The organism is Streptomyces sp. MGP-P1, from assembly GCF_057766565.1.
The window spans coordinates 2,325,311-2,351,466 of record NZ_JBYMEM010000007.1 but is presented as its reverse complement, the minus strand read 5'-3'; the positions used below and the strand labels follow the sequence as shown (position 1 = coordinate 2,351,466).

The 26,156-nt window shown below is 72.7% G+C and carries 17 protein-coding genes and 1 pseudogene; 6 read left to right on the top strand and 12 right to left on the bottom strand.

The window, feature by feature from the left end; translation table 11 throughout:
* Positions 1-57: 57 nt before the first annotated feature.
* The 4 genes and pseudogenes from AC3CH1_RS32040 to lnt all read left to right on the top strand — a co-directional run bounded on the left by AC3CH1_RS32040 (position 58) and on the right by lnt (position 4,755).
* Positions 58-1,124 (top strand): annotated as a pseudogene (locus tag AC3CH1_RS32040) (ferric reductase-like transmembrane domain-containing protein).
* Between the two features lie 172 nt (positions 1,125-1,296).
* Positions 1,297-2,166, top strand: coding sequence for a universal stress protein (locus tag AC3CH1_RS32035; RefSeq protein WP_488466055.1), 870 nt, complete (start codon positions 1,297-1,299; stop codon positions 2,164-2,166).
* A gap of 156 nt (positions 2,167-2,322) precedes the next feature.
* Positions 2,323-2,835, top strand: coding sequence for a nuclear transport factor 2 family protein (locus AC3CH1_RS32030; RefSeq protein WP_488466054.1), 513 nt, complete (start codon positions 2,323-2,325; stop codon positions 2,833-2,835).
* Between the two features lie 183 nt (positions 2,836-3,018).
* Positions 3,019-4,755, top strand: coding sequence for an apolipoprotein N-acyltransferase (lnt, locus tag AC3CH1_RS32025; RefSeq protein WP_488466053.1), 1,737 nt, complete (start codon positions 3,019-3,021; stop codon positions 4,753-4,755).
* Here lnt and AC3CH1_RS32020 read toward each other — a convergent pair.
* Entirely contained in the window at positions 4,679-5,584 is a 906-nt protein-coding gene (locus tag AC3CH1_RS32020; RefSeq protein WP_488466052.1) for a Gfo/Idh/MocA family protein, read from the bottom strand. The two genes, lnt and AC3CH1_RS32020, sit on opposite strands and share 77 nt — an antisense overlap.
* Positions 5,585-5,727: 143 nt before the next feature.
* Between AC3CH1_RS32020 and AC3CH1_RS32015 the strand changes: the two genes are divergently transcribed.
* Positions 5,728-6,249, top strand: a complete 522-nt coding sequence (locus tag AC3CH1_RS32015; protein ID WP_488466051.1) for a DinB family protein — start codon at positions 5,728-5,730, stop codon at positions 6,247-6,249.
* A gap of 138 nt (positions 6,250-6,387) precedes the next feature.
* Positions 6,388-6,861, top strand: a complete 474-nt coding sequence (locus tag AC3CH1_RS32010; RefSeq protein ID WP_488466050.1) for a hypothetical protein — start codon at positions 6,388-6,390, stop codon at positions 6,859-6,861.
* A 21-nt stretch (positions 6,862-6,882) separates the two neighbouring features.
* On the opposite strand, the gene AC3CH1_RS32005 is transcribed toward AC3CH1_RS32010, so the two are convergent.
* The 11 genes from AC3CH1_RS32005 to AC3CH1_RS31955 form a co-directional block, all read right to left on the bottom strand.
* Complete coding sequence (locus tag AC3CH1_RS32005) at positions 6,883-7,422, bottom strand: hypothetical protein (protein ID WP_488466049.1); 540 nt, start codon at positions 7,420-7,422, stop codon at positions 6,883-6,885.
* A gap of 123 nt (positions 7,423-7,545) precedes the next feature.
* Complete coding sequence (locus AC3CH1_RS32000; RefSeq protein WP_398615911.1) at positions 7,546-8,229, bottom strand: uracil-DNA glycosylase; 684 nt, start codon at positions 8,227-8,229, stop codon at positions 7,546-7,548.
* A 91-nt stretch (positions 8,230-8,320) separates the two neighbouring features.
* Entirely contained in the window at positions 8,321-9,901 is a 1,581-nt protein-coding gene (locus AC3CH1_RS31995; RefSeq protein WP_488466048.1) for an ABC transporter substrate-binding protein, read from the bottom strand.
* 118 nt (positions 9,902-10,019) lie between these two features.
* Positions 10,020-10,775, bottom strand: a complete 756-nt coding sequence (locus tag AC3CH1_RS31990) for an SDR family oxidoreductase (RefSeq protein WP_488466047.1) — start codon at positions 10,773-10,775, stop codon at positions 10,020-10,022.
* Positions 10,776-10,795: 20 nt separating this feature from the next.
* Positions 10,796-11,557 (bottom strand): 3-oxoacyl-ACP reductase FabG, encoded by a 762-nt coding sequence (gene fabG, locus AC3CH1_RS31985; RefSeq protein ID WP_030582031.1) that lies wholly within the window; start codon positions 11,555-11,557, stop codon positions 10,796-10,798.
* Positions 11,558-11,776: 219 nt separating this feature from the next.
* On the bottom strand, positions 11,777-12,160 hold the full coding sequence (locus AC3CH1_RS31980) for a DUF3037 domain-containing protein (RefSeq protein WP_488466046.1): 384 nt from the start codon (positions 12,158-12,160) through the stop codon (positions 11,777-11,779).
* Positions 12,157-13,035, bottom strand: coding sequence for a HipA family kinase (locus AC3CH1_RS31975; protein ID WP_488466045.1), 879 nt, complete (start codon positions 13,033-13,035; stop codon positions 12,157-12,159). The genes AC3CH1_RS31980 and AC3CH1_RS31975 overlap by 4 nt, the downstream gene beginning before the upstream one ends.
* Positions 13,036-13,426: 391 nt before the next feature.
* Positions 13,427-14,146, bottom strand: coding sequence for a thioesterase II family protein (locus AC3CH1_RS31970; RefSeq protein WP_488466044.1), 720 nt, complete (start codon positions 14,144-14,146; stop codon positions 13,427-13,429).
* Positions 14,139-15,314 carry an acyl-CoA dehydrogenase family protein gene (locus AC3CH1_RS31965; protein WP_488466043.1) on the bottom strand — a complete coding sequence of 392 codons (1,176 nt, stop codon included), beginning with the start codon at positions 15,312-15,314 and terminating at the stop codon, positions 14,139-14,141. Before AC3CH1_RS31965 ends, AC3CH1_RS31970 begins: the two co-directional genes overlap by 8 nt.
* Positions 15,311-18,517: a non-ribosomal peptide synthetase gene (locus AC3CH1_RS31960; protein ID WP_488466042.1), complete on the bottom strand. Its 3,207-nt coding sequence runs from the start codon at positions 18,515-18,517 to the stop codon at positions 15,311-15,313. Before AC3CH1_RS31960 ends, AC3CH1_RS31965 begins: the two co-directional genes overlap by 4 nt.
* 117 nt (positions 18,518-18,634) lie before the next feature.
* Positions 18,635-26,116 (bottom strand): amino acid adenylation domain-containing protein, encoded by a 7,482-nt coding sequence (locus AC3CH1_RS31955; protein WP_488466041.1) that lies wholly within the window; start codon positions 26,114-26,116, stop codon positions 18,635-18,637.
* Positions 26,117-26,156 lie beyond the last annotated feature (40 nt).

The following is a 26,156-nucleotide window of genomic DNA, read 5'->3' as shown; positions in this document are numbered from 1 at the left end:
CCCGGGGCCGCCGCATCCGCCCCCGCCACCCGATGCCCCCCGCCCCGAAGAGGCCGCATGACGAACCCGCTCCCCACCCCTGAACCGGCAGCGGCCGCCGAGACGCCCGGAAGCACCGCGCCGACCACCGAAGTCCGACCGGGAACCGCGGCCGCGGCCCCCGGAAGCACCGCACCGGACGACGGCCGGGTTCCCGCCGCCCGACGGCCGGCAGAGCCGAGACGGCCGACGCTCCGCTCCGACCTGCGGGCCTCGTGGCCCGACGGCCTGGTGGCGCTCCTCATCACCGCGGCGATCTTCGTCCTGCTCTACATACGCATCCGCAACAAGACCTCGTCCACGGTCACCGTGATGCCGTTCATGGCCGACGCGGGCGGCTTCTGGATGTACTTCCTCAGCCAGGCGTTCGGCTGGTCCGCCCTGCTCTGGGCCTGGGGGACCGTCATCCTCGGGCTGATGCTGTCCGGGCCGCGACCGGGCCGCCTGCCGCTGTCGGGCCCCCGGCTGGAACGTCTGCACCGCACCACGAGCCTCAACACCATCGCCCTGATCGCGGCCCACGCCCTGCTGTTCGGGGCCGAACTGGTCCGGCACGACACCGCGTCCTGGAACTCCGCGGTCGCCACCGCCTTCGTGGAGGCCCTCGTACCCGGCGGCTACGACTCGGGGACCGGCAAGATCGCCATCCCCATCGGCCAGGCGGCCCTCTACCTCGCGATCCCCCTCGGCCTGATCTTCTACGTGCGCCACCGCATCGGTCAGAAGACCTGGCGGGTACTGCACCGCTGCGTGATCGTCGTCTACGTCCTCAGCGTCTGGCACACCCTGCTGTACGGGACCAACGTCTGGTACGACGGCTGGTTCCGCACGAGTGTCTGGCTGCTCCAGCTCCCGATCGCCGCGCTGCTGCTCCTGCGCCTGATGCGGCCCGCCCGCCGCTCCGAGAAGCTGCCCGGCCGGCCGGGCACGACCACCGGGGCCCGTACCGGGTGGGCCCTGCGCGTGGGTGGCCGGCTCGCCGTGGTGGCGGTCCTGGCGGCTCTCGTCGCCGTCGTGGCCAGCGGCAGTGACGGCGGGCGCAGCACACCCCGAAGGACGCCACCTCCACCCACAACCACGACTGAGAGACCGTCCGCCGCAGGGCGTGCGCGCCGTCCGGTGGCGGGCGTGCGCGCCGTCCGGTGGCGGGCGTGCGCGCCGTCCGCCACCGCGGGTGCGCGGCGTCCGCCACCGCGGGTGCGCGGCGTCCGCCACCGCGGGTGAGGGCCGTCCGCCCGGCGACGTACGCTCGGAGCCATGACCACCAACGATCTTCCCGTGATCGCCGCAGTCGACGGCTCCACGCACAGTCGGCAGGCGCTCGACTGGGCCACCCACGAAGCCGTGCGGCGGGGGCTGCCCCTGCTGATCGTCCACGTCCGCCCGCTCACCCGGCAGGTCGACGAGGAGACCGGACGGCGCGAGGCGGAGGCCCTCCTGGCCGAGTCCGTGCGCCAGAGCGCGCTCATCGCTCCGGAGCTGCGGCCCTCGACGCTGGCCCCGCTGGACTTCCCGTCGGCGGCCCTGGTCTCGCTCGGCCGGGACGCGTCGATGATCGTGGTCGGCTCGCGCGGGCTCGGCGGCTTCCGCTCGCTGATGGTCGGTTCCAACAGCCTCGCCACCGCGTCGATGGCGAGCTGTCCCGTCGTGGTCGTGCAGGAGGACCGCCCGGAGGGGGACGAGAGCCGTCCCGGGGACGCGGGGGCCTTCACCGACATCGTGGCGGGTGTGGCAGCCGACGAGAGCAGCGAGGCGGTCCTGGAGTTCGCCTTCGCCACCGCGGCCTCCCGGCCGGGCGCCCGGCTGCGGATCGTGCACGGTTGGACGATGTTCTCCTCGATGCTCGCGGGCGGCCCCGTCCTGGACCGGCAGGAGGCCGCCGGCTCGGCCGCGCGGACCCTGGCCGAGCTGACTTCCGGGTGGCACGAGAAGTACCCGCAGGTGGAGATCGTCCGGGAGCCGGTCAACGGTTCGGCCTCGCGCACCCTGGTGACCGCGTCGGCGACGGCGGCCCTGACGGTGGTCGGCCGTCGCAAGGGCGGCGAGTCGCTCGGACTGGGGCTGTCCCCGGTGGCGCAGACGGCGGTCACGCACGCGCTGGGACCGGTCGCCGTCGTGCCCTGCTGAGCCGGTTCCCCTGCTCGGCCGAGCCGACTCCCCTGCTCCGCCGAGCCGGCTCCCCTGCTCCGCCGAGCCGTTCTCCCACGCGTCGACGGGTCGCCGGACGCGGCCCGTCGGCGCGGGCCCCTTGGCCTGGCGGGCGGCGTGACCGAGACTTGCCCGATGACACAGCGTGTGGCACTCGCGACCGTGCTGGACCGGCTTGCCATCGATGCGGTGATCACCGGATACGCGGTGGCCGTCGACGACGGGGCCTGGTCGGACTACGGCGCCCTGTTCGCCCCGGACGGCCGCGCCGACTACCGGGGCGCCGGGGGCGTGGAGGGCCCGGCCGACGAGATCGCCCGGTGGCTGGAGGAGACGATGCGCCTCTTCCCCGTACGTCAGCACCTGATCGTCAACCGCCGGATCGACCTGGAGGACCTGGGCGGCTACACGGGCGACCGGGCCGAGGTACGGGCCGACTACCTCAATTCGATGTGCCCGGCCCCGAGGACGGCGGACGGACCGGAGGCGGGCGCCCCGGGCCGGACGGATTCCGGGCAGTCCGGGGTCGCCACGCCCGACTTCGTGACCGGCGGCCGCTACACCTTCGAGCTGCACCGCGCCGAACCGGGCTGGCTGATCCGTACAGTCACCGTCCATGAGAAGTGGCGCCGGGCGCCGGGCGCGTAGGCCTCGCCGTCGCACTGCCGCCGCCCTCGCATTGCCGCCGTCGAAGGGCGCCGGGCCCGTCCGCCGTGCCCCGCTCGGCCCGCGTCCTGTGTCCGGCGGGGACCACCTCCCCCACACTGGGTATCCAGGGGTTGACGCGGTGACGGCGACCGCCCGCCCGCGCACGACCGAGGAGGGCACGGCATGCGAATCCGGGGCGGGCGTCTCCCGGCCGGCCGGGACGCGGCCGGCGAGGGCACGCCCGGTGCGGGCACGGCCGCCGAAGGCGGTACCGGCGCAGACGCCGCCACCGGGGACGGCGCCTCCGGGGACGGTCCGGCGGCTGGCGGCCGGGGCTCCGCCGGCGCGGGGGCGCTCTCGTCCCCCTGGGCCCGGGGCGCGGCGGCGCTGCTCGCCGGGGCGCTGCCCGCGCTCGCCTTTCCCGCGCCCGGACTCTGGTGGTTCGCCTACGGGGCGCTGGTCCCCTGGCTGCTGCTGATCCGCACCGCGCCCTCACCCCGCAGAGCCGCGCTGGACGGCTGGCTCGGCGGCATCGGTTTCGTCATCGCGATGCACCACTGGCTGATCCCGAGCCTCCACGTCTTCATCGTGCTGCTGGCCGCCCTGCTGGGACTGCTCTGGGCGCCCTGGGGGCTGCTGGTGTCCCGGCTGCTCGGCGGAGCCCCTTCCGTGCCGCGTGCCGTCGCCGCCGTGGTCGTCGTACCCTCCGGGTGGCTGATGATCGAGCTCGTCCGTTCCTGGGAGGGGCTCGGCGGGCCCTGGGGGCTCCTCGGCGCGAGCCAGTGGGAGGTCGCCCCCGCCCTGCGGGTCGCCTCGGTGGGCGGGGTGTGGCTGGTGAGTCTGCTGGTGCTCGCGGTGAACACCGGCGCGGCCCTGCTGGTCGCCGACCGCGCGGCCCGTACGGCCGCCGGCGTCCTGCTGGTGGGGTGCGCCCTGTCCGTCGCGGCGGTGTGGGCCTGGGCGCCGCGGCCCACGAACACGGGAGCGGTCAGGATCGCCGTCGTGCAGCCGGGCGTCGTGGAGGGACCGGGAAGCGTCGCGCGCCGCTTCGACCGGGGCGAGGAGCTGACCCGTTCGCTGCGGGGCCGGAACGTGGACCTGGTCGTGTGGGGCGAGAGCAGCATCGGGGCGGGCGCCTGGGAGCGTCCGGAGACTGCACGGCGGCTGGCCGGGCTGTCCCGCCTGGTCGGCGCGGATCTGCTGGTCAATGTGGACGCCCGGCAGACGGACGGCTCGGGGCGGTCGGGGATCTTCAAGTCGGCGGTGCTCGTGGGCCCTGACGGGCCGACCGGGGACCGCTACGACAAGATGCGTCTGGTCCCGTTCGGTGAGTACGTCCCGGCCCGCTCCCTGCTGGGGTGGGCGACCTCCGTGGGCAAGGCCGCGGGCGAGGACCGGTTGCGCGGCGACCGCCAGGTGGTGATGACCCTGCCGGACGGGGCGCGGGGGCTGCGGATCGGCCCCCTGGTCTGCTTCGAGACGGCGTTTGCCGACATGAGCCGCGGGCTGGTGCGCGCCGGGGCGCAGGTGATCGTCGCCCAGTCCGCCACCTCGACGTTCCAGGAGAGTTGGGCCCCGGCCCAGCATGCCTCGCTGGGGGCGCTGCGGGCCGCCGAGAACGGCCGCCCGATGGTCCACTCGACGCTCACCGGGATCAGCGCGGCGTACGGGCCCCGGGGGGAGCGTGTGGGCCGGCCGCTCGGCACGGACGCGAGCGCGGCGGAGGTGTTCGACCTGCCGGTGGCGCGCGGGAGCACGCTCTACGTCCGGCTCGGCGACTGGCCGGTGTACGGGGGGCTGGCGGCGCTGGCCGTGCTGTGCGCCGTCGAGGGGCTGCGGGCGCTCAGGGGGCCTGCTCCAGGGCCTCCCGGACCACCCGCTCGCACAGCTCATGGGTCGCCAGGGCGTCCCGGGCACTGAGCGTTTCGCCCCGGCGCACGGCGTCGAGGAAGGCGTGCACGCAGGCTTCGATGCCGCGCTGCCGGGCCACGGGGACCCAGTCGCCGCGCCGCCGCAGGCTGGGCTGCCCCTTGTGGTCGACGATGTCCGCGAGGTTGAGGACCTGTCGCTTGGAGTCCTGGCCGGAGACTTCGAGGATCTCCTCGGTGGACCCGTTCAGCCGGTTCATCATGCCGATCGCGGTGAATCCGTCGCCGGACAGCTGGAGCACCACGTGGTGCATCAGCCCGTCCACGATCCGGGCCCGCACGGTGGTGTGATCGACGGTGCCCGGGACCAGGAAGCGCAGGGTGTCGACGACGTGGACGAAGTCGTCGAGGACCATCTTCCGGGGGTCCTCGGGGAGTCCGACCCGGTTCTTCTGCATGAGGATCAGCTCGCGCGGGTGCTCCGCGCACTGCGCGTAGCCCGGGGCGAGGCGGCGGTTGAAGCCGACGGCGAGGCTGACGCCGCGTTCCTCGGCGAGGTTCACCAGCCGCTCGGAGTCGGCGTACTCGTAGGCGATCGGCTTGTCGACATAGGTGGCGACACCGGCTTCGAGGAGCCGTTCCACGATCTGCGGGTGCACGGCGGTCGGGGCGTGCACGAACGCGGCGTCCAGCCCGGCGGCGAGGAGGGAGTCGAGGGTCGTGTGGCGTCCGTCGGCCGGAACGCGGTGGGAGTCGCCGACCGCGTGGAGCGTGGCGGGGGTGCGGGTCTGCAGATGCAGTTCGACCCCCGGTACGGCGCTGAGCACCGGCAGGTACGCCTTCCGCGCGATGTCGCCGAGCCCGATGCAACCGATCTTCACGAGGTCTCCTGTCGCCGTGTCGCGCCGCGGTGCGCGGCTGTTCGCGCCCCGGCAGCATACGTCGCCTCCGCTGTCGGCCCGCGCTCCGGTTCCGGTCACAAAACCCCTGGCCAGGGACATGATCATGGGTGACGATGGTCGTCATGACTTCTTCCGCGAACCTTGAACGCTCCGAGCCGGCCTTCGACGCCGCCGAACGCCCCATGCTGGAGGGCTGGCTCGACTTCCACCGCGAGACGCTCGCCATGAAGTGCGCCGGTCTGACGGACGCGCAGCTGCGCGAGGCGTCCGTCCCGCCCTCCGCGTTGACCCTGCTCGGCCTCGTACAGCACCTGGCCGAGGTGGAACGCTTCTGGTTCCGCGAGATCCTGGAGGGCGCGGAGCTGCCGGACCTCTACTCCACCGAGGAGGATCCGGACGGGGACTTCATGGTGACGGAGTCCACCACGTGGGCCGGGACGGAGCTTGTCTGGCGGGCGGAGATCGCGGCGGCCCGCGAGAGCGCCGCCGCATGTCGTCTGGACGACCTCTCCAGGGGCGTCAGCTCGTCGGGCGAGCCGTTCAGCCTCCGCTGGATCTACATGCACATGATCGAGGAGTACGCCCAGCACAACGGCCACGCCGATCTGATACGCGAGCGCGTCGACGGTGCGACCGGCAAGTGAACGCACCGGCGCCCGGCCCGGCTCCGCACCGAAGGACCGGCGCCCCCTTGGGGGTACGCAGCTGACCGGGTCACTCGTGCGGGCCATTTCGCGCCCACCGGGCCCCCGGCGGGCGCGCCGCACCGCAGAGTTACCCGGGTGCAGAGAACCAGAATCGCCGCGAAACTCCTGGTCGGGCTGACGGTCACGGCCGTCTCCGGCTGCGTCTCGGTGGAGCCCCGGGCCGTTCCCCCGCCGCATCCCGGCGCCACCGGGCCGGTCCAGGACGTGGCCCCGCAGATCGTGCAGCCGCCCGCCCGTGAGGCGTTGGAGGCAGTGCCGGATCCGAGCCCCTCGGCGGCCCCGCCGCCCTCCCCCGCGACCCCGGCCGCCGACTCCCCACCGCGGGCCCGGCGCACCGCACCGGCGGGGGTCTCCCGTCCTCGGGAGCGCCCGGAGCCGCCGGAGTCCCGGGCGCCGCGCCGGGTCCCGGGCCTCCCGTCCGTCACCGTGCCCACCCTGCCGCGCGTCCCCGGCCTCGGGGCGGGCGTCTGCGCGCTCGGCCGGGGGTACGGCGGCTGGCCCGCGGGCAGTCCGGAGTCCCGCAGCTGTTCGGAGACGTACGGCCGCTGACGCTCCCGCCTCCGCGCGGGGTCACTGCTCCCGCATGCGGAGCTCCAGGCGGTCGATGGCGGCGCGGACCCCGCCGCCGTACCCGTCGTCCGCAAGCGACTCGGCCGCGGCGCGGGCCCGCTGGAGGTGGATGCGGGCCGAGTCGGGGCGCTGGAGTTTGAGGTAGTCCGCCGCGAGGTTGAGGTGCAGCGAGGGGTAGAACGCCCGGACGGCCGGGGTGTCGCGGTGTTCCGCCGACCGGGCCACGTCACGCCCCTCGCCGCCGCCCGGCCCGTCCCCGCCGTCCGTCCCGTCGCCCGGCCCCTCGGCGGTTCTCAGCCCCTCGGCGGCCGTCAGGGCGCGCAGATCCCAGGCCAGCTCGTCACCGGGGTCGTCCTGGGTGTCGGCCATGTAGTGCGCGAGGGTGCAGCGGTGCAGGGCGTCGCCGTCCGCTCCGAGTTCCGACCAGAGCGCGCCGAAGCGGTTGCGGGCCTCCTCCCGGTCACCCCCGTGGAGCAGCATGATCGCCTGGCCGATCCTGGTCATGACGGCGTCGTCGGACGCCTCCTGCTGCTCCACCACTGCGGTCTCCTCCGTCGCCGGTCCAGCCGGTTGCCGTCGGTCCGACGCTAACGCCGGGGTTACGCATAACCGGTCAGACACGGGCGTCGAGACCCGCCGGTCGGGGTCTGCCGGCCGGGGCCGTCAGCCGAGTTCGGGGATGCGCCAGTCGATCGGCTGGTGCCCCTGGGCGGCCACCGCCTCGTTTATCCGCGTGAAGGGGCGGGAGCCGAAGAACTTCTTGGCGGAGAGCGGCGAGGGGTGCGCTCCCTTCACCACCACGTGGCGCTCCTCGTCGATCAGGGGCAGCTTCTTCTGCGCGTAGTTGCCCCAGAGCACGAAGACCGCCGGGTCGGGCCGGTCGGCGACGGCGCGGATCACCGCGTCGGTGATCTTCTCCCAGCCCTTGTTCTTGTGGGAGTTGGCCTCGCCGCCCCGGACGGTGAGCACGGCGTTGAGCAGGAGGACGCCCTGCTCGGCCCAGGGCATCAGATAGCCGTTGTCCGGGATCGGCAGGCCGAGCTCCTGCTGCATCTCCTTGTAGATGTTGCGCAGGGACGGCGGCGTCCTGACACCGGGGCGCACGGAGAAGCAGAGTCCGTGTCCCTGGCCCTCGCCGTGATACGGGTCCTGGCCGAGGACGAGGACCTTCACCTTCTCGTACGGAGTGGCGTCCAGTGCGGCGAAGACCTGCTCGCGCGGCGGATACACCGGGCCCTTGGCCCGCTCCTCCTCGACGAAGTCCGCCAGTTCCTTGACGTACGGCTTCTGGAGTTCTTCGCCGAGGACGGCGCGCCAGGACTCGGGCAGCAGGTCGATATCGGTCACGTCCACAACCTCCGGTGAGCAACAGGTTCTTGATCCCAGAACCTACCGGTCACCACTGACAACGGGTCCCGAAAGCCCCTCCGTGCGGCGTCTACCAGCTGGCCTTGCGGTACAGCTCCCACAGCTGCATCACGGTCTGCGGGTCGAGTGCGCGCTCGGTGCCGCCGATGTCCTCGCCCGAGGCGACGTACAGCTTGGCCTGCCACAGCGGCAGCAGCCGGACGTCCTCGACGAGGATCTCCTGGGCCCGCTCGAACTGCTTGCTGACCGCGCCCCGGTCGCTCTCCTGCCGCGAGGCGGGGATCAGCTGCTGGGTGATCTCCTTGTTGATGTACGGGGTGCCGGTGACGCTCTCCTTGCCCACGAAGGGCGCGATGAAGTTGTCGGGGTCCGGGAAGTCCGGGTACCAGCCGCGACCGAAGACCGGGTACTCGCCCTTGTTGAAGCCTTCCTGGAAGGTTGTCCAGGGCTCGCCCTGCAGCGTGATCTCGAACAGTCCGGAGGCCTCCAGCTGCCGCTTGAGTTCCTCGAACTCGGGCTCAGTGGAGGAGCCGTACCGGTCGGTGGTGTACCAGAACTTCATCTTCACGGGCTCGGTGATACCGGCCTCGGTGAGGATGTTCTTCGCCTTCTTGACGTCCGGGTCGCCGAAGGTGTCGAAGAAGCTCGTGGTGTGTCCGGCGATGCCCTTGGGGACCATGGAGTAGAGCGGCTCGGCGGTTCCCCGGTAGACCTTGGCGACGAGGGCGTCGCGGTCCACCACGTGGGCGATGGCCTTACGGACGGCGGGGTTCTTGGCTGCCGGGTCCTTCGGGTTGAAGACCAGGAAGCGGATGTCCGAGCCGGTGCTCTCGACGATCTGGAGGCCGGCGTTGTCGTCCTTGTTGTCCTCCAGGCTGACGACCTCCTCGGCGGTCAGGCCCCGGTAGGTGGCATCGATCTCGTCCGCCTTGAGCGCGCTCACCATGTCGGCGGACTTCTCGAAGTAGCGGATGGTGACCGCGCCGTTCTTCCGGTCCGCGAAGCCCTTGTAGTCCGGGTTCTTCTTCAGCTCGGCGGTGACCCGGGCCTTGTAGGACTCCAGGAGGTAGGGGCCGGAACCGGTGACCTTGCCGTCGTCGCGGATCTTGTCCTTGGGGTAGTCGCCGGGGGCGACGAGGGACATGGCGGGCGTGGCCAGGATGAACGGGAACGTGGCGTCGGACTTGTTCAGGTGGAAGACGACCGTGTCGTCGCCCTTGGTCTCGATCCGGTCCAAGGAGTCGAGCATCCCGGCCGGGCCGCCCTTGAAGTGGATGTCCACGATGCGGTCGATGGAGTACTTCACGGCCTCGGCGTCGAGCTTCTCGCCGTTGGAGAACGTGAGGTTCTTCTTGAGCGTGCACCGGTACGCCATGCTCGTGGCGTCGGTGAACTTGCAGGAGTCCGCCGCGTCCGGCTCCGGCATCGTGGTGCCGGAGGGGAAGCTCACCAGGGTCTGGTAGACGTTCCGCATCAGCTCCCAGGACCCGTCCCAGGCTGCCGCGGGATCCAGTGTGGACGGGGAGCTGGTCGTCCCGACGGTTATCTTCTGGTCGGTTTCCGATCCACTGTCGGAAAGGAGACCGCAGCCGGCCAGCAGAGAAAGGGAAGCTAGGGCTGCAGCAGCCTGCAGACTGGCCCGGTAGAACACGTGCACGCTCCTCGATCAGCCATGGGTCGGCAGACCATACCGCAGCGCCCCACCGGGTCAATCCGCTGGCCCGGCGGGGCACTTGGCCCAATCAGGGCCAAACCGGCCCAGGCCGCTCTCAGCCCACGCCGGCGTTGAGGAAAATTCCCCCGTCGACCACGAGGGTCTGACCGGTGATCCAGTCGGACTGGGCGGAGGTGAGGAAGGCCGCCGCGCCCCCGATGTCCTCGGGTACGCCGAGCCGGCCCAGCGGGTAGGCGGCGGCCGCCTCCGCTTCGCGCCCCTCGTAGAGGGCCTCGGCGAACCTGGTCTTGACCACGGCCGGGGCGATGGCGTTGACCCGGACGACCGGCGCGAACTCGTGGGCCAGCTGGAGGGTCAGGTTGACCATCGCCGCCTTGCTCATGCCGTACGCGCCGATGAACGGCGAGGCGGAGACCCCGGCCACCGAGGCGATGTTCACGATCGCCCCGCCGTTCTCCTTCTGCCAGGCCTTCCAGGTCTGCTGGGCGAAGCCCAGCGCCGAGATCACATTGGTCTCGTAGACCTTGCGGGCGACGTTCAGGTCGAGCTCCGCCATGGGGCCGAAGACCGGATTCGTCCCGGCGTTGTTCACCAGGTAGTCGACGCGGCCGAAGGCCTCCATCGCGCGCTCGACCGCGACGGCCTGGTGCGCCTCGTCGTGCGCCTTGCCCGCGATGCCGATCGCCCGGTCGGAGCCGAGCCGCTCGACGGCCTCCTTCAGGGCGTCCTCGCCCCGCCCGGTGATGGCCACCCGGTCGCCGCGGGCGACGAGCGCCTCGGCGATCCCGTAGCCGATGCCCCGGCTCGCGCCCGTGATGAGGGCGACCTTTCCGCTGTCCTGCACCGTCATGATGTCCGCTGCCCTTCGGGTCAGTTGAGGGGTCCGCCGGCCACGTACATGACCTGCCCGGAGACGAAGCCCGCGTCGTCGCCCGCGAAGAAGGCGATGGCGTTCGCGACGTCCTCGGGACGGCCGACGCGCTGGACCGGGATCTGGGTGGCGGCCGCCGCCTGGAACTCCTCGAAGCCCATGCCGACACGGGCGGCCGTCTGCGCGGTCATCTCGGTGACGATGAAGCCGGGCGCGACGGCGTTGGCGGTGACGCCGAACTTGCCGAGCTCCTTGGCGAGCGTCTTGGTGAGGCCCTGGAGCCCCGCCTTGACCGCGGAGTAGTTGGCCTGGCCCCGGTTGCCGAGGGCCGAGGAGGAGGAGAGCGAGACGATCCGGCCGAACTTGGCCTCGACCATGTGGGCCTGGACGGCCTTCGCCATCAGGAACGCGCCCTTGAGGTGCACGTTCATCACGAGATCCCAGTCGGACTCGCTCATCTTGAACAGCAGGTTGTCGCGGAGCACTCCCGCGTTGTTCACGAGGATCGTCGGCGCGCCCAGCTCGGCGGCGACCCGCGCGACGGCGGCTTCCACCTGACCGGCGTCCGACACGTCGCAGCCGACGGCGAGGGCGGTGCCCCCGGCGGCGGTGATCTTCTCGACCGTGTCCTTGCAGGCCGCCTCGTCGAGGTCGAGTACGGCGACGGAACGGCCCTCGGCCGCGAGACGTACGGCGGTGGCGGCGCCGATGCCCCGCGCCGCTCCCGTCACGATGGCGACGCGCTGCTCGGTGGTGGACATGCTTGGTTCTCCTCGCCCTTGGATCGGGGCTCAGCGGGGGCCGGGGCGTTTCCCTGACAGAAAGGCTCCCGATGGCTGAGCAACCGCTTAGTACCTTCAGCAGACGAGACGCTAGAAGCCCTGGCACCCGGTGTCAACGGCGCACGCCCCGGCGGGCCGCACGTCACACCGGGCGGAAGCGCCCGCCGCTGTGCCGTCAGGGTCCCGCCGGGCCGTGGATCAGCGCACGAGGAGGTCGAGCAGCCGTTCCACCTCACCGGCCGGGTCGGTGGTCAGGCCGCTGTGCACGGCGCCGGGCTGGACGACCGTGGAGCGCGGGGCGATCAGCCAGCGGAACCGTCGCCCGGCGTCGTCGCCCGCCGCCTGACCGGCCCCCTCACCGCCGCCGCAGACGCCCTCGACGGCGCGCAGGGCGGCCCGCACCCCGATGGCGTCGGCGCCCGGGTCCAGAGCCTTCAGCTTCGCCTCGTCGAGGTGCGTACGGGCGGCGACGAACGAGTGTGCCCGGCAGTAGACGAGCACCCCGGCGTTGAAGCACTCCCCCCGCTCGACGCGGGGCACGACGCGCAGGAGCGCGTACTCGAAGACGTCGCGGCGCGTCATCGGCCACCCTCCTCTCCGGTACCGGCGGACGCCGCGGCGCGGTCGTCGGCGGCCCGCTTCGGCCGGGGCGGCAGCCGCTCGGTGAGCCAGCCCGGCACCTGGGAGGGCCGGGTCGAGGCCGGCGCGTCCAGCGTGATCCGCCCGTGGATGTCGGCGGCCCGCGCGAGCAGCGGTGCGATGTAGGCCCGGCGCACCTCGTCGGCGGAGGCGAAGCCGGGCTCGTCGGCCAGCCAGACGTCCGGCACGTCGGCGGCCACCTCGGTGAGCAGCTCCTCGGTGACCAGCGGGGCGAGCTCGGCGGCCGCGGTCGCGATGTCCGGCCCGAAGGGCGCCAGGACATGGTCCGAGGCGTTGTACGGCTTGCCGGCGGAGGCCTGGGCGCCGGGCCAGTTGTGGTGCCAGATCATGGTCGCGCCGTGGTCGATGAGCCAGAGGTCACCGTGCCAGACGAGCAGGTTCGGGTTGCGCCAGGAACGGTCGACGTTGTTGATCAGCGCGTCGAACCAGACGATCCGGCCCGCCTCGGCGGCCCCGACCTCGTAGGCGAGCGGATCGAACCCGAACGAACCCGGCAGGTAGTCCATCCCGAGGTTCAGTCCGCCGCTCGCGCGCAGCAGCTCCTGCACCTCCTCGTCGGGCTCGGCGAGTCCGATGACGGGGTCGAGCTCGATGGTCACCAGCTCCGGCACCCGAAGCCCCAGCCGACGGCCCAGCTCCCCGCAGATGATCTCCGCGACGAGCGTCTTGCGGCCCTGCCCCGCCCCCGTGAACTTCATGACGTATGTGCCCAGGTCGTCTGCCTCGACGATTCCGGGGAGCGAGCCACCCTCACGCAGAGGCGTGACATAGCGAGTCGCTACGACCTCTTTCAACACTTTCCCAGGCCACCCATCTCTTCAGCCTTACCATCAACGGAGGACCCCCGCGGGGCGCAGAGGCGAGAATCGCCGACCGACGGCGCTGGGGAGAATCCGAGGAGTTTCGGCCGGCGAGCCGATGCCCCGCCCTTCCCAGGCAGCCCGTCGATGGCGCCGCAGCCCTTGCTGCCGGCCTCCGGCATGAAGTGAGCATATTAACCGAGAGTGATCGCCGGCGAAGAATGTCCGAGCCCCCGCGCCAAGGTCACGACAGGCTCTCCGGCTTCCCCCACGGCAGCTCCACAAGGGTACGGCGGTAACGGTTGGCGTTGATGCGGCCGGCAGCACCGGCCGGAATGGGGAGCGTGATCGTCGGCCCGGCGGTGTCCGAGCCGGACACCGCCGGACCTCATCGCCGGGTACCCCCGGGGGATGGGCGCAGCCGGTCGCCGACCGTGGCCACCACTTCCTGCCACGCGTCGTCGATGAAGAAGTGGTCGCCCTCGAAGACGGCCAGGTCGAACGGGCCCGTGGTGTGGCGGCGCCAGTCGGCGATCTCCGGAAGGCTCGCGTCCTCGTCCCGGTCGCCGCCCAGCGCGGTCAGCGGGCAGGTAAGCCGTTGTCCCTCCGCATACGCGTAGGTTTCGGAAGCGGTGAAGTCGGCCCGCAGCACCGGCAGAAGGAGCTTGCGGAACTCGGGGTCGGTCAGCGCGCGCAGCGTGCGGGAGCGTTCGCCGAGCCTCGCCAGGAACTCCGGGTCCGGCAGGTGGCGCAACGCCTCCTCCCGCAGGGGAAGGTGGGGAGCCCGGTGGCCCGACACCAGCAGCCGGGCCGGCTGGACGCCGTGCTCGGCCACGAGGATGCGGGCGCACTCGAACGCGAGCAGGGCGCCGAGGCTGTGTCCGAACAAGGCGATCGGACGGTCCGCCAGACCGGGGAGACGGGTCCGGAGGTCCGCCAGCAGGTCTTCCCACCGGTGGCGGGGGGTCTCGCCGATCCGCTCGCCGTGACCGGGCAGTTGCATGGGGCAGACCTCGATGTCCGGTCCCAGGTGCCGTTGCCATCGGATGTACGTCCGGGCGTTGCCGCCCGCGTAGGGGAAGCACAGCAGGCGCAGCGGTTCAGTCACCCGCGCTCACCCCGATCATGATCGAGGCGATGGTTCGGAGCAGCACGTTGGAGGTGCCCTCGTAGATCTTGCCCGCCTTGGCGTCCCGGTAGAAACGTTCGACGGGGTACGCGTCGGTGTACCCGTTCCCGCCCAGGGTCTCCAGGGCGACCGAGGCCGCCCTTTCGGCCACCTCGGACGCGACGTACTTCGCCATGGCCGACAGCCGCATCGTCTCCACCGGGTCGGCGCCCCGCCCCTGGTGGTCGGCCGCGTGGTACAGCAGGGCCCGGGCCGCCGCCAGCCTGCTGGCCACGTCGGCCAGCGGGAACTGAACGCCCTGGTAGTCGGCGATCCGGCTGCCGAACTGCTCGCGCGACAGGCTGTAGCCGACCGCCACGTCCAGGGCTCCCTGGGCGAGCCCGACCATCTGTGCGGCGATGCCGAGCCGCCCGAGGTCCAGGCCGGCCATCGCCACCGTCTGGCCGCCGCCGGGCGGGCCGACGCGCTGGGCGGCACGGACCGGGACCCGGTCGAGGATCACGTCCGAGGTGGCTGCCGCCCGCACGCCCAGCTGCTCCACCCGGGCGTCCAGGGACAGCCCCGGCGCGTCGGCCGGGACCAGGAACGCCGTGGGGCCGCTGCCGTCGACCAGGGCGAAGACGAGCAGCAGATCGGCGTTGCGCGCGTTGCTGGTCCACCGCTTGCGACCGCTCAGCAGATAGCCCGTGCCCTCCTTGACGGCGACCGTGCTCAGGGCGAACGCGTCGCTGCCCGCCCGCTCCTCGGACAGGGCGAAGGCCCCGATCCTCCCGGTGGCCAACTGCGGCAGATACTGCCTGCGTTGGTCGCCCGTGGCGTGGCGCAGCAGCGTTCCCGCGACGAGGACGTTGTGCACGTGGATCCCGACGGCGACTCCCGGGTCCACTCGCGCCACCTCCTCGATGGTGAGGATCAGGCGGCAGAGGGTGCCGCCCGCGCCGCCGTAGCCGCGCGGGATCTCCACCGCCATCAGGCCTTCGGCGAAGAGGCGTTCGCGCAGGGTGGCGTCCAGGGCCGCCTTCCTGTCCATCGTGGCGGAGAGGGGGGCGATCTCCTCCTCGGCGAACCGCCGGACCTTCTCCCGCCACCTCTGGTTCTCCGGGCTGTCGGGGTGGTCCGCGGCGTGCGGCACGGGTGTCGCTCTCACCGGTCCTCCCCGGGCACGGCCCGGCGGGCGGCGTCCACCGTGCTCGCCAGCTCCGCCACCGTACGGGCGGCCAGCAGTTCGCCCACCGCCAGGTCGAGCGCGTACTCACCGCGCAGCCGGGCGGCCAGCCGCATCGCTCCGAGCGAGTGCAGGCCCACGTCGCCCAGCTCGTCGTCCGCGCCCACGTCGGAGACCTGGAGCAGTTCGGAGAGCAGCCCGGCGACCAGCCGCTCGGCGTCGGTCCCCGGGGCGGTGTGCCGGTCGCGCCCCCCGGTGTCCGGTACGGGGAGGGCGGCGGCGTCCACCTTGCCGCCGGGGGTGGTGGGGATCCGGTCGATCCAGTAGACGGCGGCCGGGACCATGTGCTCGGGCAGTCGGGCGCGCAGTGTCTCCCGTACCACGTCGGTGAGCAGGGGCCCGGCGGCGAGCGCCTCGTCCGGGCGCTGGGGCACGGCGTACGCCACGAGGCGCTGTGCCGCGCCGGAGCCGAACACGGACACGGTTGCCGATCCGACTCCCGGCACCGCGCGCAGCGCTGCCTCGATCTCGCCCGGTTCGACCCGGAAGCCGCGCACCTTGACCTGTGCGTCGGCGCGGCCGAGGAAGCGGAACTCGCCCTCGGAGGTGGCGGTGGCGAGGTCGCCGGTGCGGTACAGGGGGCCGGTCGAGGGCAGGGCCGTCAGCGCGTCCACGCCGAAGCGCTCCGCGGTGAGCCGGTCCCGGTCGTGGTATCCGGAGGCGACCGCGTGCCCGGCCACGCACAGCCGGCCGGTGGCGCCCACCGGTACCGGGCGGTCGTACGCGTCGAGCAGGTACACCCGCTGGTTGGGCAGCGCGCGGCCGATCGGGATCGGCAGGCCGGCGTCCGCCTCCTCCCCGCGCACCAGGTGGTAGGTGGAGACCACGGTGGCCTCGGTGACCCCGTAGAGGTTGTACAGCTCGATGTCCCGATCGCCGAACCGGGCGAACCAGGGCCGCAGGATCGCGGGTTCCAGCCGGTCGCCGCCGAGGAAGACCCTGCGCAGCGCGGTGTCCCCGGGCAGCTCGAGCACCAGGTGCTCGAAGAGCGAGGGCGTCTCGCTGAGCACCGTCACCCGCTCCTCGGCGATCAGCCGGGCCAAGGCGCGCGGGTCGCGTCCGGTCTCGCGGTCCACCACGACCAGCGTGGCGCCGTTGCCCAGGGCGCCCCAGATCTCCCACACCGAGTAGTCGAAGGCGAAGGAGTGGGCGAAGGTCCACACGTCCTCGGCCGTGAAGCCGAAGACCTCGCGGCCGGCCGCCAGCAGGCTCTGCACGTTGCGGTGGGTGATCGGTACGCCCTTGGGCCGTCCGGTCGATCCCGAGGTGTGGAGGAGATAGGCCGGTGCGTCCGGGTCGGCGGCTGTCGGCGGGGCGCTGTCGGCCGTCTGCCGGTCCACTTCGGCGAGGGTGACCACCCGGGCCTCGGCCACGGTGAGCGCGTGGTCCGCGGCGCCGTCGGTGAGGACCAGTTCCGCGGCCGAGTCGGCCAGGACCTCGGCCAGCCGGTCCGCCGGGTACTCCGGGTCCAGGGGGACGTAGGCGGCGCCCGCCTTGAGCACCCCGATCATGGCGGCCACCAGCTCGGTGGAGCGGGTCAGACACAGGCCCACGCGGCTCACGTCCGGGCACCGCTCGCGCAGGGCGGCGGCGACCCGGTCGGAGTACGCGTCCAGCTCCCGGTAGGTGAGCGTACGGCTCCCGTGGCGTACGGCGACCGCGTCCGGGCGCAGCCGGGCAAGGCGCCGGAACGTCTCGTGCAGGGTGACGTCGCCCGGTTCGGTGAGGGGGGTGGTCACGGGCTCCGGAGTGCTGGGGAAGGCCAGCTCCCCCAGCGTGACGTCGGGACGTTCGGTCAGCTGGGTCAGCACCGCGACGACGTCGTCGGCGAAACGCTCCGCCACCGCGTCGGACACCTTCCGGCGGTCGTGGACGATCCGCAGCGGCATGGCGTCGCCGGGCATGATCACCATGGTGATCGGGAAGTGGGGCCTGCCGTCGTAGACCAGTTCGGTCATCCGCGCGCCGACGTCGGCCAGGTCGAAGTCCGGCATCGGTACGTTCTCGTACGAGACGCTGCTCTGCAGGACCGGGATCGCGGGGTCCCGGCCGAGCAGCTCCGGCATCTCGGACAGGGGCACGGCACTGTGCCCGCTCGCCTCGACGACCTTTCGGCCGAACTCCCGCAGCCAGGAGCGCAGACGGGCCGTGGGGTCCAGCGTCCTGCGGAGCGGGAGGGTGGCGATCATCGGTCCGAGAATGTCCTGCGAGCCGACCAGGTCGGGGGGCCGGTGCGCCATGGTGATGCCACAGGTGAGGTCCGTGACGCCGAGGAAGCGGCCGAGGACGACGAACCAGGCTCCCTGGGCGAGCGTGGCGAGTGTCAGTTGTTCCGCGCGGGCCAGTGCGGTGAGCCGCGGCGCCAGGTCGCCCAGGATCCGTTCGACGTGGGCGTGGACGGGCTCCCCGGCGGGCACCTCGGTCCCGCCCAGGTGCACGTCCTCCACCGGCTGGTGGCCGGCCAGCTCCTTGCGCCAGAACTCCCGCGCCTCCTCGGGGTCCCGGTCGCGCCACCAGGAGAGGTAGTCGCGGTACGGCCGCCCCGGGGAGACGGTCGGCCGCCCGCCCCGGCACAGCGCCCGGTAGTGGCCGAGGAAGTCCTGGATGGCCAGCGTGAACGACCAGCCGTCCATCAGCAGGTGCGAGAACCGCCAGGAGAACGTCCACCGTTCCGCGCCGCGCCGGATCAGGGTGCCGCGCATCAACGGCGCGTCGGCGAGGTCGAATCCTTCCTTCCGCTCGGCCTCCAGCGACGCCCGAAGCCGCTCCTGTTGGGCAGGTTCGTCGAGATCGCGCCAGTCCAGCGTCTCCACCGGCAGCCGGGCGGAGCCGTGCACGACCTGCACCACTTTTCCGTTCCTGCGCCAGTGGAAGGAGGTGCGCAGGATCGGGTGCCGGTCGACCACCAGCTGCCAGGCCCGCTCGAAGCTCTCGGGGTGCAGCGTCCCGGCGAACTCCAGTTGCAGTTGTTCCACGTAGACGCCGACTCCCGGCTGGGCCAGTTGCTCGTAGAGCAGGCCCTGCTGGATCGGTGAGAGTTCGTAGATGTCCGCGATATCGCGGGCAGGTCGCTCGGTAGCACCGTTGTCCGTCATCTCGCCGCCCCATCCACCGTTGTCAGTCATCACAGCCCCGTCCGCAGTCGTCAGTCATCGCAGCCCTCTGCCCGCCGTCGCGGCTTCCTCGGCCCGTTCGCCGTCGTCGGCCGTGCCCGGCCGGCCGTCGCCGTCACCGGTCACCGGTCACCGCAGTTCGTCGAGGAACGCGTCCAGCTCGTCCTTGGAGAGGCCGGACAGCGGGAAGTCGGACGGTTCGTAGGTCCCCGCCGCCGCGCCGCAGTGCTCGGCGATCTCCCCGAGCACCGTCTCGAAGGCGTCGGCCAGGCGGGTCGCCCCTTCCTCGGACACGGAGGCGCCCAGGAGCCAGCGGACGCGCAGGGCGCCGTCCAGCACGGCGGCGCTCAGCTGTCCTTCCGCCCCGTCGTGCCAGCCGGCGAGCCCGGCCACTCCGGTGAAGTCCGCGGGGACCGTGATCGCGTCGTCGCCGCGATCCCAGGTCACCACCTCCCTGACCGCGACCGTCGCCCCCCGGACCGGGAGCGGGTCCGTCGTCCGCAGCCGGCTCTTCACCGAGGTGAGCACTTCGGCGAGGGGGGTCCGAGCCGCCGTCGGCTCCATGGTCCGCAGCTCGGTCACCCGGCCCACCAGGCGGCCGGCCGGCTCGTCGCTGGCGGCCAGGTCGGCCCGCAGCGAACGCTCGACCAGCAGCTGCGGCGGTTCGTCCAGGGCCCTGCCCAGGGCGGCGGACGCCGCCGCCACCAGCACCTCGGTCGGGTCCAGGTGGTAGCTGCCCGCGGCGGCGGTGAACAGCTCCGCCGTACGTGGGGCGTCCAGCTCGACGGTCCGTTGCCGGGGCAGCGCCCGCGGCGCCCCGGGGAGCGCGTCGAGCCCCGCCGGGTGCGCCGGCTTCCGGCGCAGGCCCTGGTTCCACGCCTGCGGCGACCCCGCGCCCGCGCTCCACACCACGGGCTGATCGGCGGCCAACCGGTCGTACGCCTGGATCAGTTCGCGGCAGAGCAGGAGGACGGAGGCGTCGTCCATCAGCCCCTGCGCCACCGTGCAGGCCAACACGCTGCCCCGTTCGCCCAGGCGGAACACCGCGGGCTTGACCGTCGGCCCGGCCTCGATGTCCAGCTCCCCGGCCATCTCGTCGAGCATCTGCGTCATCGCATCGGCCCGTACGTCGTCGGGCAGTGCGCCGAGGTCGATCTCCGGGACCTCCTGGTCCTCGCTCCGGTCGGTCCGCACCACGAACGGCCGGCCGTCCTCGGCCCGCACCCGGGCGCCCAGGGCCGGATGGCGGTCGGCCAGCGCGGTCAGTGCGCGGCCGGCCAGCACGGGGTCGAACGCGTCCGGTACGTCCAGCAGCACCGATCCGGCCTGGGCCCGTGCCACCGCCTGGTGCGGGGTGAGCGGCACGGGCGCGCCCACGTCGCCGACGCCGGTCCCGGCGGGTACGGCCCCGGCCAGTTCGATGAAGCTGGAGGTCTCGAAGAGATTCTGCGGGGTGATCGGGATGCCCTCGGCGTTGGCCCTCCCGACGAGTTGTACCCCCATGATGGAGTCGCCGCCGAGCTCGAAGAAGTTGTCCCGCCCCCGGGGCCGCTCCACGCCGAGGAGATCGGCGGCCAGGACCAGCAGGGTGCCCAGCGCCCCTGTCGCCGGCTCCTCCTCGTCCTCCGGCGCGCTCGCGGTCGCCTCGCCCGCGTGCCGGGGGTCGGGCAGGGCCGAGCGGTCGACCTTGCCGTTGCCGCTCAGCGGCATCGCGTCGATGAGGACGATGTCGGACGGGGTCATGTAGGAGGGCAGGGTCGCGGCGAGGTGGGCCCGCAACCGGTCGGCGAAGTCCGGGGCGTCCCGCAGCCCGGGGCGGGCCGGGACGACATGGGCGACCAGCCGTTGCCGCGTACGTTCCCCGGGTGCGGACACCACGGCGCTGAGGACGTCGGGGTGGCCGCTCAGAGCGTGCTCGATCTCGCCCAGTTCGATGCGGTAGCCGCCGATCTTGACCTGGAAGTCGTCGCGGCCGAGGAACTCGATGGTGCCGTCGGGCAGATACCGCCCGAGGTCGCCGGTGCGGTACAGCCGTTCCCCCGTCTCCGGGTGGACGATGAACGACTCGGCGGTGCGCCGCTCGTCCCGCCAGTACCCTTCGGCCAGTCCGGCCCCGGCGATGTGCAGTTGGCCCGGCACCCACACCGGCGCGTGCCGCAGCCGGTCGTTGAGGACGTGGAAGCGCTGGTTGCGCAGGGGGCGTCCGTAGGGGATGGAGGGCCAGTCGGGCGCGACCTCGCCGATCGGGTGGGCGATGGACCAGACGGCGGCCTCGGTCGCGCCGCCCAGACCGACCACCTCGGTCGCGGGAGCCACCGCCCGGAGCCGGTCCGGCAGGGACAGCGGTATCCAGTCGCCGCTCAGCAGGGTCAGCCGCAGGTCGGGGAGGTGGCCCGGACCGTCGGCCGGGCCCCGGCTCTCCAGGTGCTCGACGAGCATCTGCATCAGGGCGGGCACCGAGTTCCACACCGTGACCCCGTGGAGCCGGCACAACTCGGTCCAGCGGTCCGGGGCGCGCCGGTCCGCATCCGCGGGCAGCACGACGGCGCCGCCCGCCGAGAGCATCCCGAAGACGTCGAAGACGGAGAGGTCGAAGCTGAGCGCGGACAGCGCCAGGACCCGGTCGCCCGGCCGGATGCCGTACCGCTCCTCGATGTCCACCAGGGTGTTCAGGGCGGCGCGGTGACTGACCGCCACGCCCTTGGGGGTTCCGGTGGAGCCCGAGGTGTAGATGACGTAGGCGGTGTCGTCCGGCCGGGCGGGGCAGGTCCACGCCGACGCGGCCGCCGGGTCCCACGGCGCGTCCTCGGGAACCGGCAGCACCCGGGGAGCGTTCGGCCAGTGCGCGGCCGTGTCCGGTTCGGCCAGTACACAGCCGATCCCGGCCTGCTCGACCAGCCAGCGGCGTCGGGGCTCCGGGAGGCCGGGGTCGAGGGGTACATACGTACAGCCGGCCGCGGAGGCCGCGAGTGCCGCCACGATCTGCCGCCATCCCTTGGCCAGTCCGATGCCGACCACGGCTCCCCGGCCGAAGCCCTCCTCGGTCAACTTCTGGGCCAACGCGACCGCTCGGCCCGCGAGTTCGGCGAAGCCGAGTGTGCGGTCCCCGGTGATCACGGCCGGTTCGGTGGAGTCGGCGCGGGCCAGTACCCGGGCGGGCAGGACGTCGGCGGGCAGCTCGCCGGCGGTGTCGTTGGCCGCGTTCCGGGCCGCGAGCTGCGTGTCGGGCAGGTCGAGCACCGGGGGGCGCTGCCAGCCGTCGCTCTCCGCCAGTCCCACCACGAAGTCCTGGTAGGCCTGGAACATCTCCGCCATGAGCCCCTCGGGGAAGATCCCGTCGACGGCATGCCACGCCAGCTCCAGATTGCCCCCGAACTCCAGCAGGAAGTGGTCGATCGTCACCTGCGGGGTCTGCGAGATGAAGTAGCTCTGCTCACCGAGCCAGTCCACCGGCGACGGCGCGGGCTTGCCGTCGACGTCGCCGCCGAGCGCGCTGGTGAACACGACGGGCATGACGTCGCCCGCGCCGCCGCGCGCCCGGGCCCGCTCGCGCAGGATGCGTACGCCGCTGACGTAGCGGTGGTCGAAGTCCGCCCAGCTCTGCCGTTGCAGTTCGCGCACCAGCTCGGCGAAGTCGGGTGCCGAGACCGCGTCCACCTCCAGCAGGTCGAAGGAGGCGAACTCGCCCACCAGGTCGTCGACGTCCTCGTGCACGGGGAGCCGGTTGACGGCCGTGAAGTTCAGGGTGAAGCGCTGGGTCTTGCTCCAGGTACCGATGGTGACGGCGAACGCCGCGAGCATCGCGCTGGACGGGGTGACGCCGAACTCGCCGGCCTTCGCCTTGATCCGGCCCCACAGCTCGGCGTCCAGCCGGGCGTGCCGGCGGACGAATCCCAGGCGCTCGCCGTCCCCGGTGGCCTGCACCGTGGGGAGTTCGGGTGCCGCGGGGAGCTCGCGGACCCGCTTGCGCCAGTACTCCAGCGAACGCTCGTACCTCGGTGTCCGCCGCAGCTCCTCCTCCGCGAGCACGTAGTCCCGGAAGGAGAGGGCGAGCGGGGCGGGGTCCAGTCCGGGCTGCTGGTAGAACTCGCGCCACTGCGGGAGGAGTTGGTAGAAGAACGAGGAGACGTCGGCGACCAGCAGGTCGAAGCCGATGTGGACCCGGACCTGGTGGTCGGGCAGCAGGCTGACGCGTACCTCCCAGAGCGGCCAGACGTCCGCCGGGCGCACCTCGGCGCTCATCCGGTCGCGTATCAGGGTCAGTTGGCTCTCGGCCTCCGACGGCTCCGTCTCCCGCAGGTCGAGCACCTCGAAGCGGTACGGCGCCGTGTCCGCCAGGACCTGTTGCCGGCCGTCGGGCAGGACCACCATGCGCAGCATGTCGTGCCGCTCCACGACCCGCTGCCAGGCCCGCTCCAGCCGGTCGGTCTCGATGGTGCGGCTGTCGAACTCGAAGTAGAGATGGGGGGCCACGCCGCCCATGTCGAAGCTGGACAGCCGGCCGATCCACTGGGCCTGCTGCATCTCGGTGAGCGGGAACGGCTCGTACCGCCGGTCCGGCCGGGGGACGACGGTGGCGAGCCGGTCCTCGGCCCCGACCGCCCCGATCTCGCGCAGTTGTTCGACCATGCCCCCGATGGTGGGGGTGGCCAGCAACTTGCCCAGTTCCACCGTCGCCCCGGAGGCGGTGTGGAGCCGGTTGAGCACCTGAATGGCGAGGAGCGAGTGGCCGCCGAGTTCGAAGAAGTCGTCCGTGGTGCCGATCGGCGCGATGCCGAACATCTCCTCCCAGATCCCGGCGATGGTGCGCTCCAGTTCGTCCGCCGGTTCCACATAGGAGGTCACCAGGGTGCTCGGCCGAGTCGCCCTGGCGGGCTGCTCCGCCTCGGGCTCCTCGTGGTCGGCGATCCCCATGGTGAGGGGCACGCCCGTCGCCGTGCCGCGCGGCTCGATCCAGTGGCGGTCGCGCTGGAAGGGGTAGCCGGGCAGTTCCACCCGGGTGCGCCGCCCCTCGTGCTGGGCGGGCCAGTCCACCGCGCCGCCGAAGAGCCAGACGTCCCCGACCGCGGTCCGCAGGACCTGGCCGTCGTCGGCGGTCTCGTCCGGCCTGCGCATCGTGGTGACGGCCGCGGCCCGGGGCCCCGCGGCCCCCGTGCCGGCGCGGGCCAGGACGCTCAGGGTGTTGCCCGGGCCCACCTCGACGAGGACGGCGGGGCCGTCGCCGATCGCGGTGCGCACCGCGTCGGCGAAGCGCACGGGGCGGCGCAGATGTGTGCCCCAGTACGCGGGGTCCGTGGCCTGCTCGGCGGTGATGGCCTCCCCGGTGACGCAGGAGACGAACGGCAGGCGGGGTGCGGCGAGCGCCGTGTCGGCCACGGCCCGGGTGAACGGCTCCACGACCGGGTCCATCATCGAGGAGTGGAAGGCGTGCGAAGTGTGGAGCGGGCGGACCGTGATCTCCTTGCCCGCCAGGATCCCGCCGAGTTCCGCCACCGCTTCGTGGGGGCCGGAGGCCACGCAGAGCGTGGGTGCGTTGAGGGCGGCGATGGACACCCCGGGCGGCAGGAACGGCTCGATGTCGGCCGCGGCGGCGGCGATGGAGACCATGGCCCCGGTCGGCAGGTCCTGCATGAGCCGGCCCCGCAGGGCGACCAGATGTGCCGCGTCGGCCAGGGACAGCACTCCGGCGAGCACCGCCGCGGTGAACTCGCCGATGCTGTGCCCGACCATGACGTCGGGTTCGACTCCCCAGGACCGCAGGAGCACGGCCAGCGCGTACTCGGTGGCGAAGAGGGCCGGCTGCGCGAGGGTGGTGTGGGTGAGCCCGTCCTCGCCGGGTGCGTCGGGGTAGAGCACGGTCCGCAGGTCGATGCCGAGCGGTTCGGCCAGCAGGCCGGCGCAGGCGTCCATCGCCTCGGCGAAGACCGGTTCGCTCTCGTACAGCCCTCGGCTCATGCCGGCGTACTGGGAGCCCTGGCCGGGGAAGAGGAAGACCGTCTTCGCCGGGGTGTTGCCCGCGTCCGCGCCACGCACCCTGCCCGGGTCGGCCCCGGACAGCAGGGCCGCCGCCTCGGCCGTGTCGGCGGCCACCACCGCCCGGCGGTAGCGCATGGCCGCGCGACCGGTCTGGAGGGTGTGGGCGATATCGGCGAGCGGGTGCCGGTCGAGTCCGGCGAGCTTCCGCGCGAGTGCCTCGGCGGCCGTGTCCAGGGCTGCCGGGGTCCTGGCCGAGACCACCACCAGCTCGGGCCGGCCGGAGGGGTGGCCGGGGCTCGGTTCGGGCGCCTGCTCCAGCACCACGTGGGCGTTGGTGCCGCCGATGCCGAACGAGCTCACCCCGATCCGGCGGGGGGACTCCCCCTCGGGCCAGTCGCGCAGTTCCGTGTTGACGAAGAACGGAGTGGCGGCGAAGTCGATGCGCGGGTTGGGCCGTTCGTAGTGCAGGCTCGGCACCAGCGTCCGGTGGTGCAGTTGCAGCACGGCCTTGATGAGACTGGCGATGCCCGCCGCCGACTCCAGGTGCCCGATGTTCGACTTGACGGAACCGACGGCGCAGAACTGCCTGTCCTCGGTGTGCCGTCCGAACGCCCTGGTGAGCGCCGTGATCTCGATGGGGTCGCCGACGTGGGTACCCGTTCCGTGCGCCTCGATCGCGGTGATCGACCGGGCGGGCACCCCGCTGTCGGCGATCGCGGCGGCGACCACCGCCTCCTGCCCGCGCACGCTCGGTGAGGTGTAACCGACCTTGTCCGCACCGTCGTTGTTCACCGCGGAGCCCTTGAGCACGGCGAGGATCCGGTCGCCGTCGCGCCGCGCGTCGGCCAGCCGCTTGAGCACGACCACGCCGGCCCCGTTGCCGAAGACCGTGCCCGCGCCGTCGGCGTCGAACGGACGGCACCGCCCGTCCGGCGAGTAGATCAGCTGCTGTTCGTAGCGGTAGCCGACCCGGTGGGGCACCCGGACGCACACCCCGCCGGCGAGCGCGAGCTCGCAGTCGCCGGAGCGCAGGGCCGCGGTGGCCTGGTGCACCGCGACCAGTGAGGTGGAGCACGCCGTCTGCACGTTCACCGCGGGGCCGGTCAGGCCGAGCTTGAACGCGGTCCGGCTGGCCAGGTAGTCCTTGTCGTTGTGGATCTGCAGCTCGAACATGGCCGAGTCGAGCACGATCCGGGCCCCGCCCAGCAGGTTGGACATCAGGTACGCGGGCATGTTGCCGCCGGCGAACACCGCGGTCCTCCCGCACCGGGCGGGGTCGATCCCGGCGTGCTCCATCGCGTGCCACGCGCTCTCCAGGAAGAGCCTCTGCTGCGGGTCCAGCAGGGCGGCCTCCCGGGCCGTGAAGCCGAAGAACCCGGCGTCGAAGAGCTCGATGCCCTCCAGCGTCGGCGCGGCCCGTACGTAGCCCGGCGCGTCGATGACCTCCCTGCCGAGCCCCTCGGCCAGCAGGTCGTCCTCGGTCAGCTGCTCGATCGACTCGACGCCGGAGCGCAGGTTGTGCCAGTAGGCGTCGATGTCGGGGGCGCCGGGGAAGCGGCCCGCCATGCCGACGACGGCGATGTCGACGGACGTGCCGTCGTGATGGACACCCGTGGCGAAATCTTCGGAAACCACCGGGGAATCTCCTTTGCAGAGGAAGGGTCGGCCATGCGGG

Coding starts and splice junctions, on each gene's coding strand:
- AC3CH1_RS32035 (WP_488466055.1), top strand. CDS start 1,297: ATGACCACCAACGATCTTCCCGTGATCGCCGCAGTCGACGGCTCCACG.
- AC3CH1_RS31990 (WP_488466047.1), bottom strand. CDS start 10,775: ATGACGGTGCAGGACAGCGGAAAGGTCGCCCTCATCACGGGCGCGAGC.
- AC3CH1_RS31980 (WP_488466046.1), bottom strand. CDS start 12,160: ATGACGCGCCGCGACGTCTTCGAGTACGCGCTCCTGCGCGTCGTGCCC.
- fabG (WP_030582031.1), bottom strand. CDS start 11,557: ATGTCCACCACCGAGCAGCGCGTCGCCATCGTGACGGGAGCGGCGCGG.
- lnt (WP_488466053.1), top strand. CDS start 3,019: ATGCGAATCCGGGGCGGGCGTCTCCCGGCCGGCCGGGACGCGGCCGGC.
- AC3CH1_RS32030 (WP_488466054.1), top strand. CDS start 2,323: ATGACACAGCGTGTGGCACTCGCGACCGTGCTGGACCGGCTTGCCATC.
- AC3CH1_RS32015 (WP_488466051.1), top strand. CDS start 5,728: ATGACTTCTTCCGCGAACCTTGAACGCTCCGAGCCGGCCTTCGACGCC.
- AC3CH1_RS31960 (WP_488466042.1), bottom strand. CDS start 18,517: ATGACTGACAACGGTGGATGGGGCGGCGAGATGACGGACAACGGTGCT.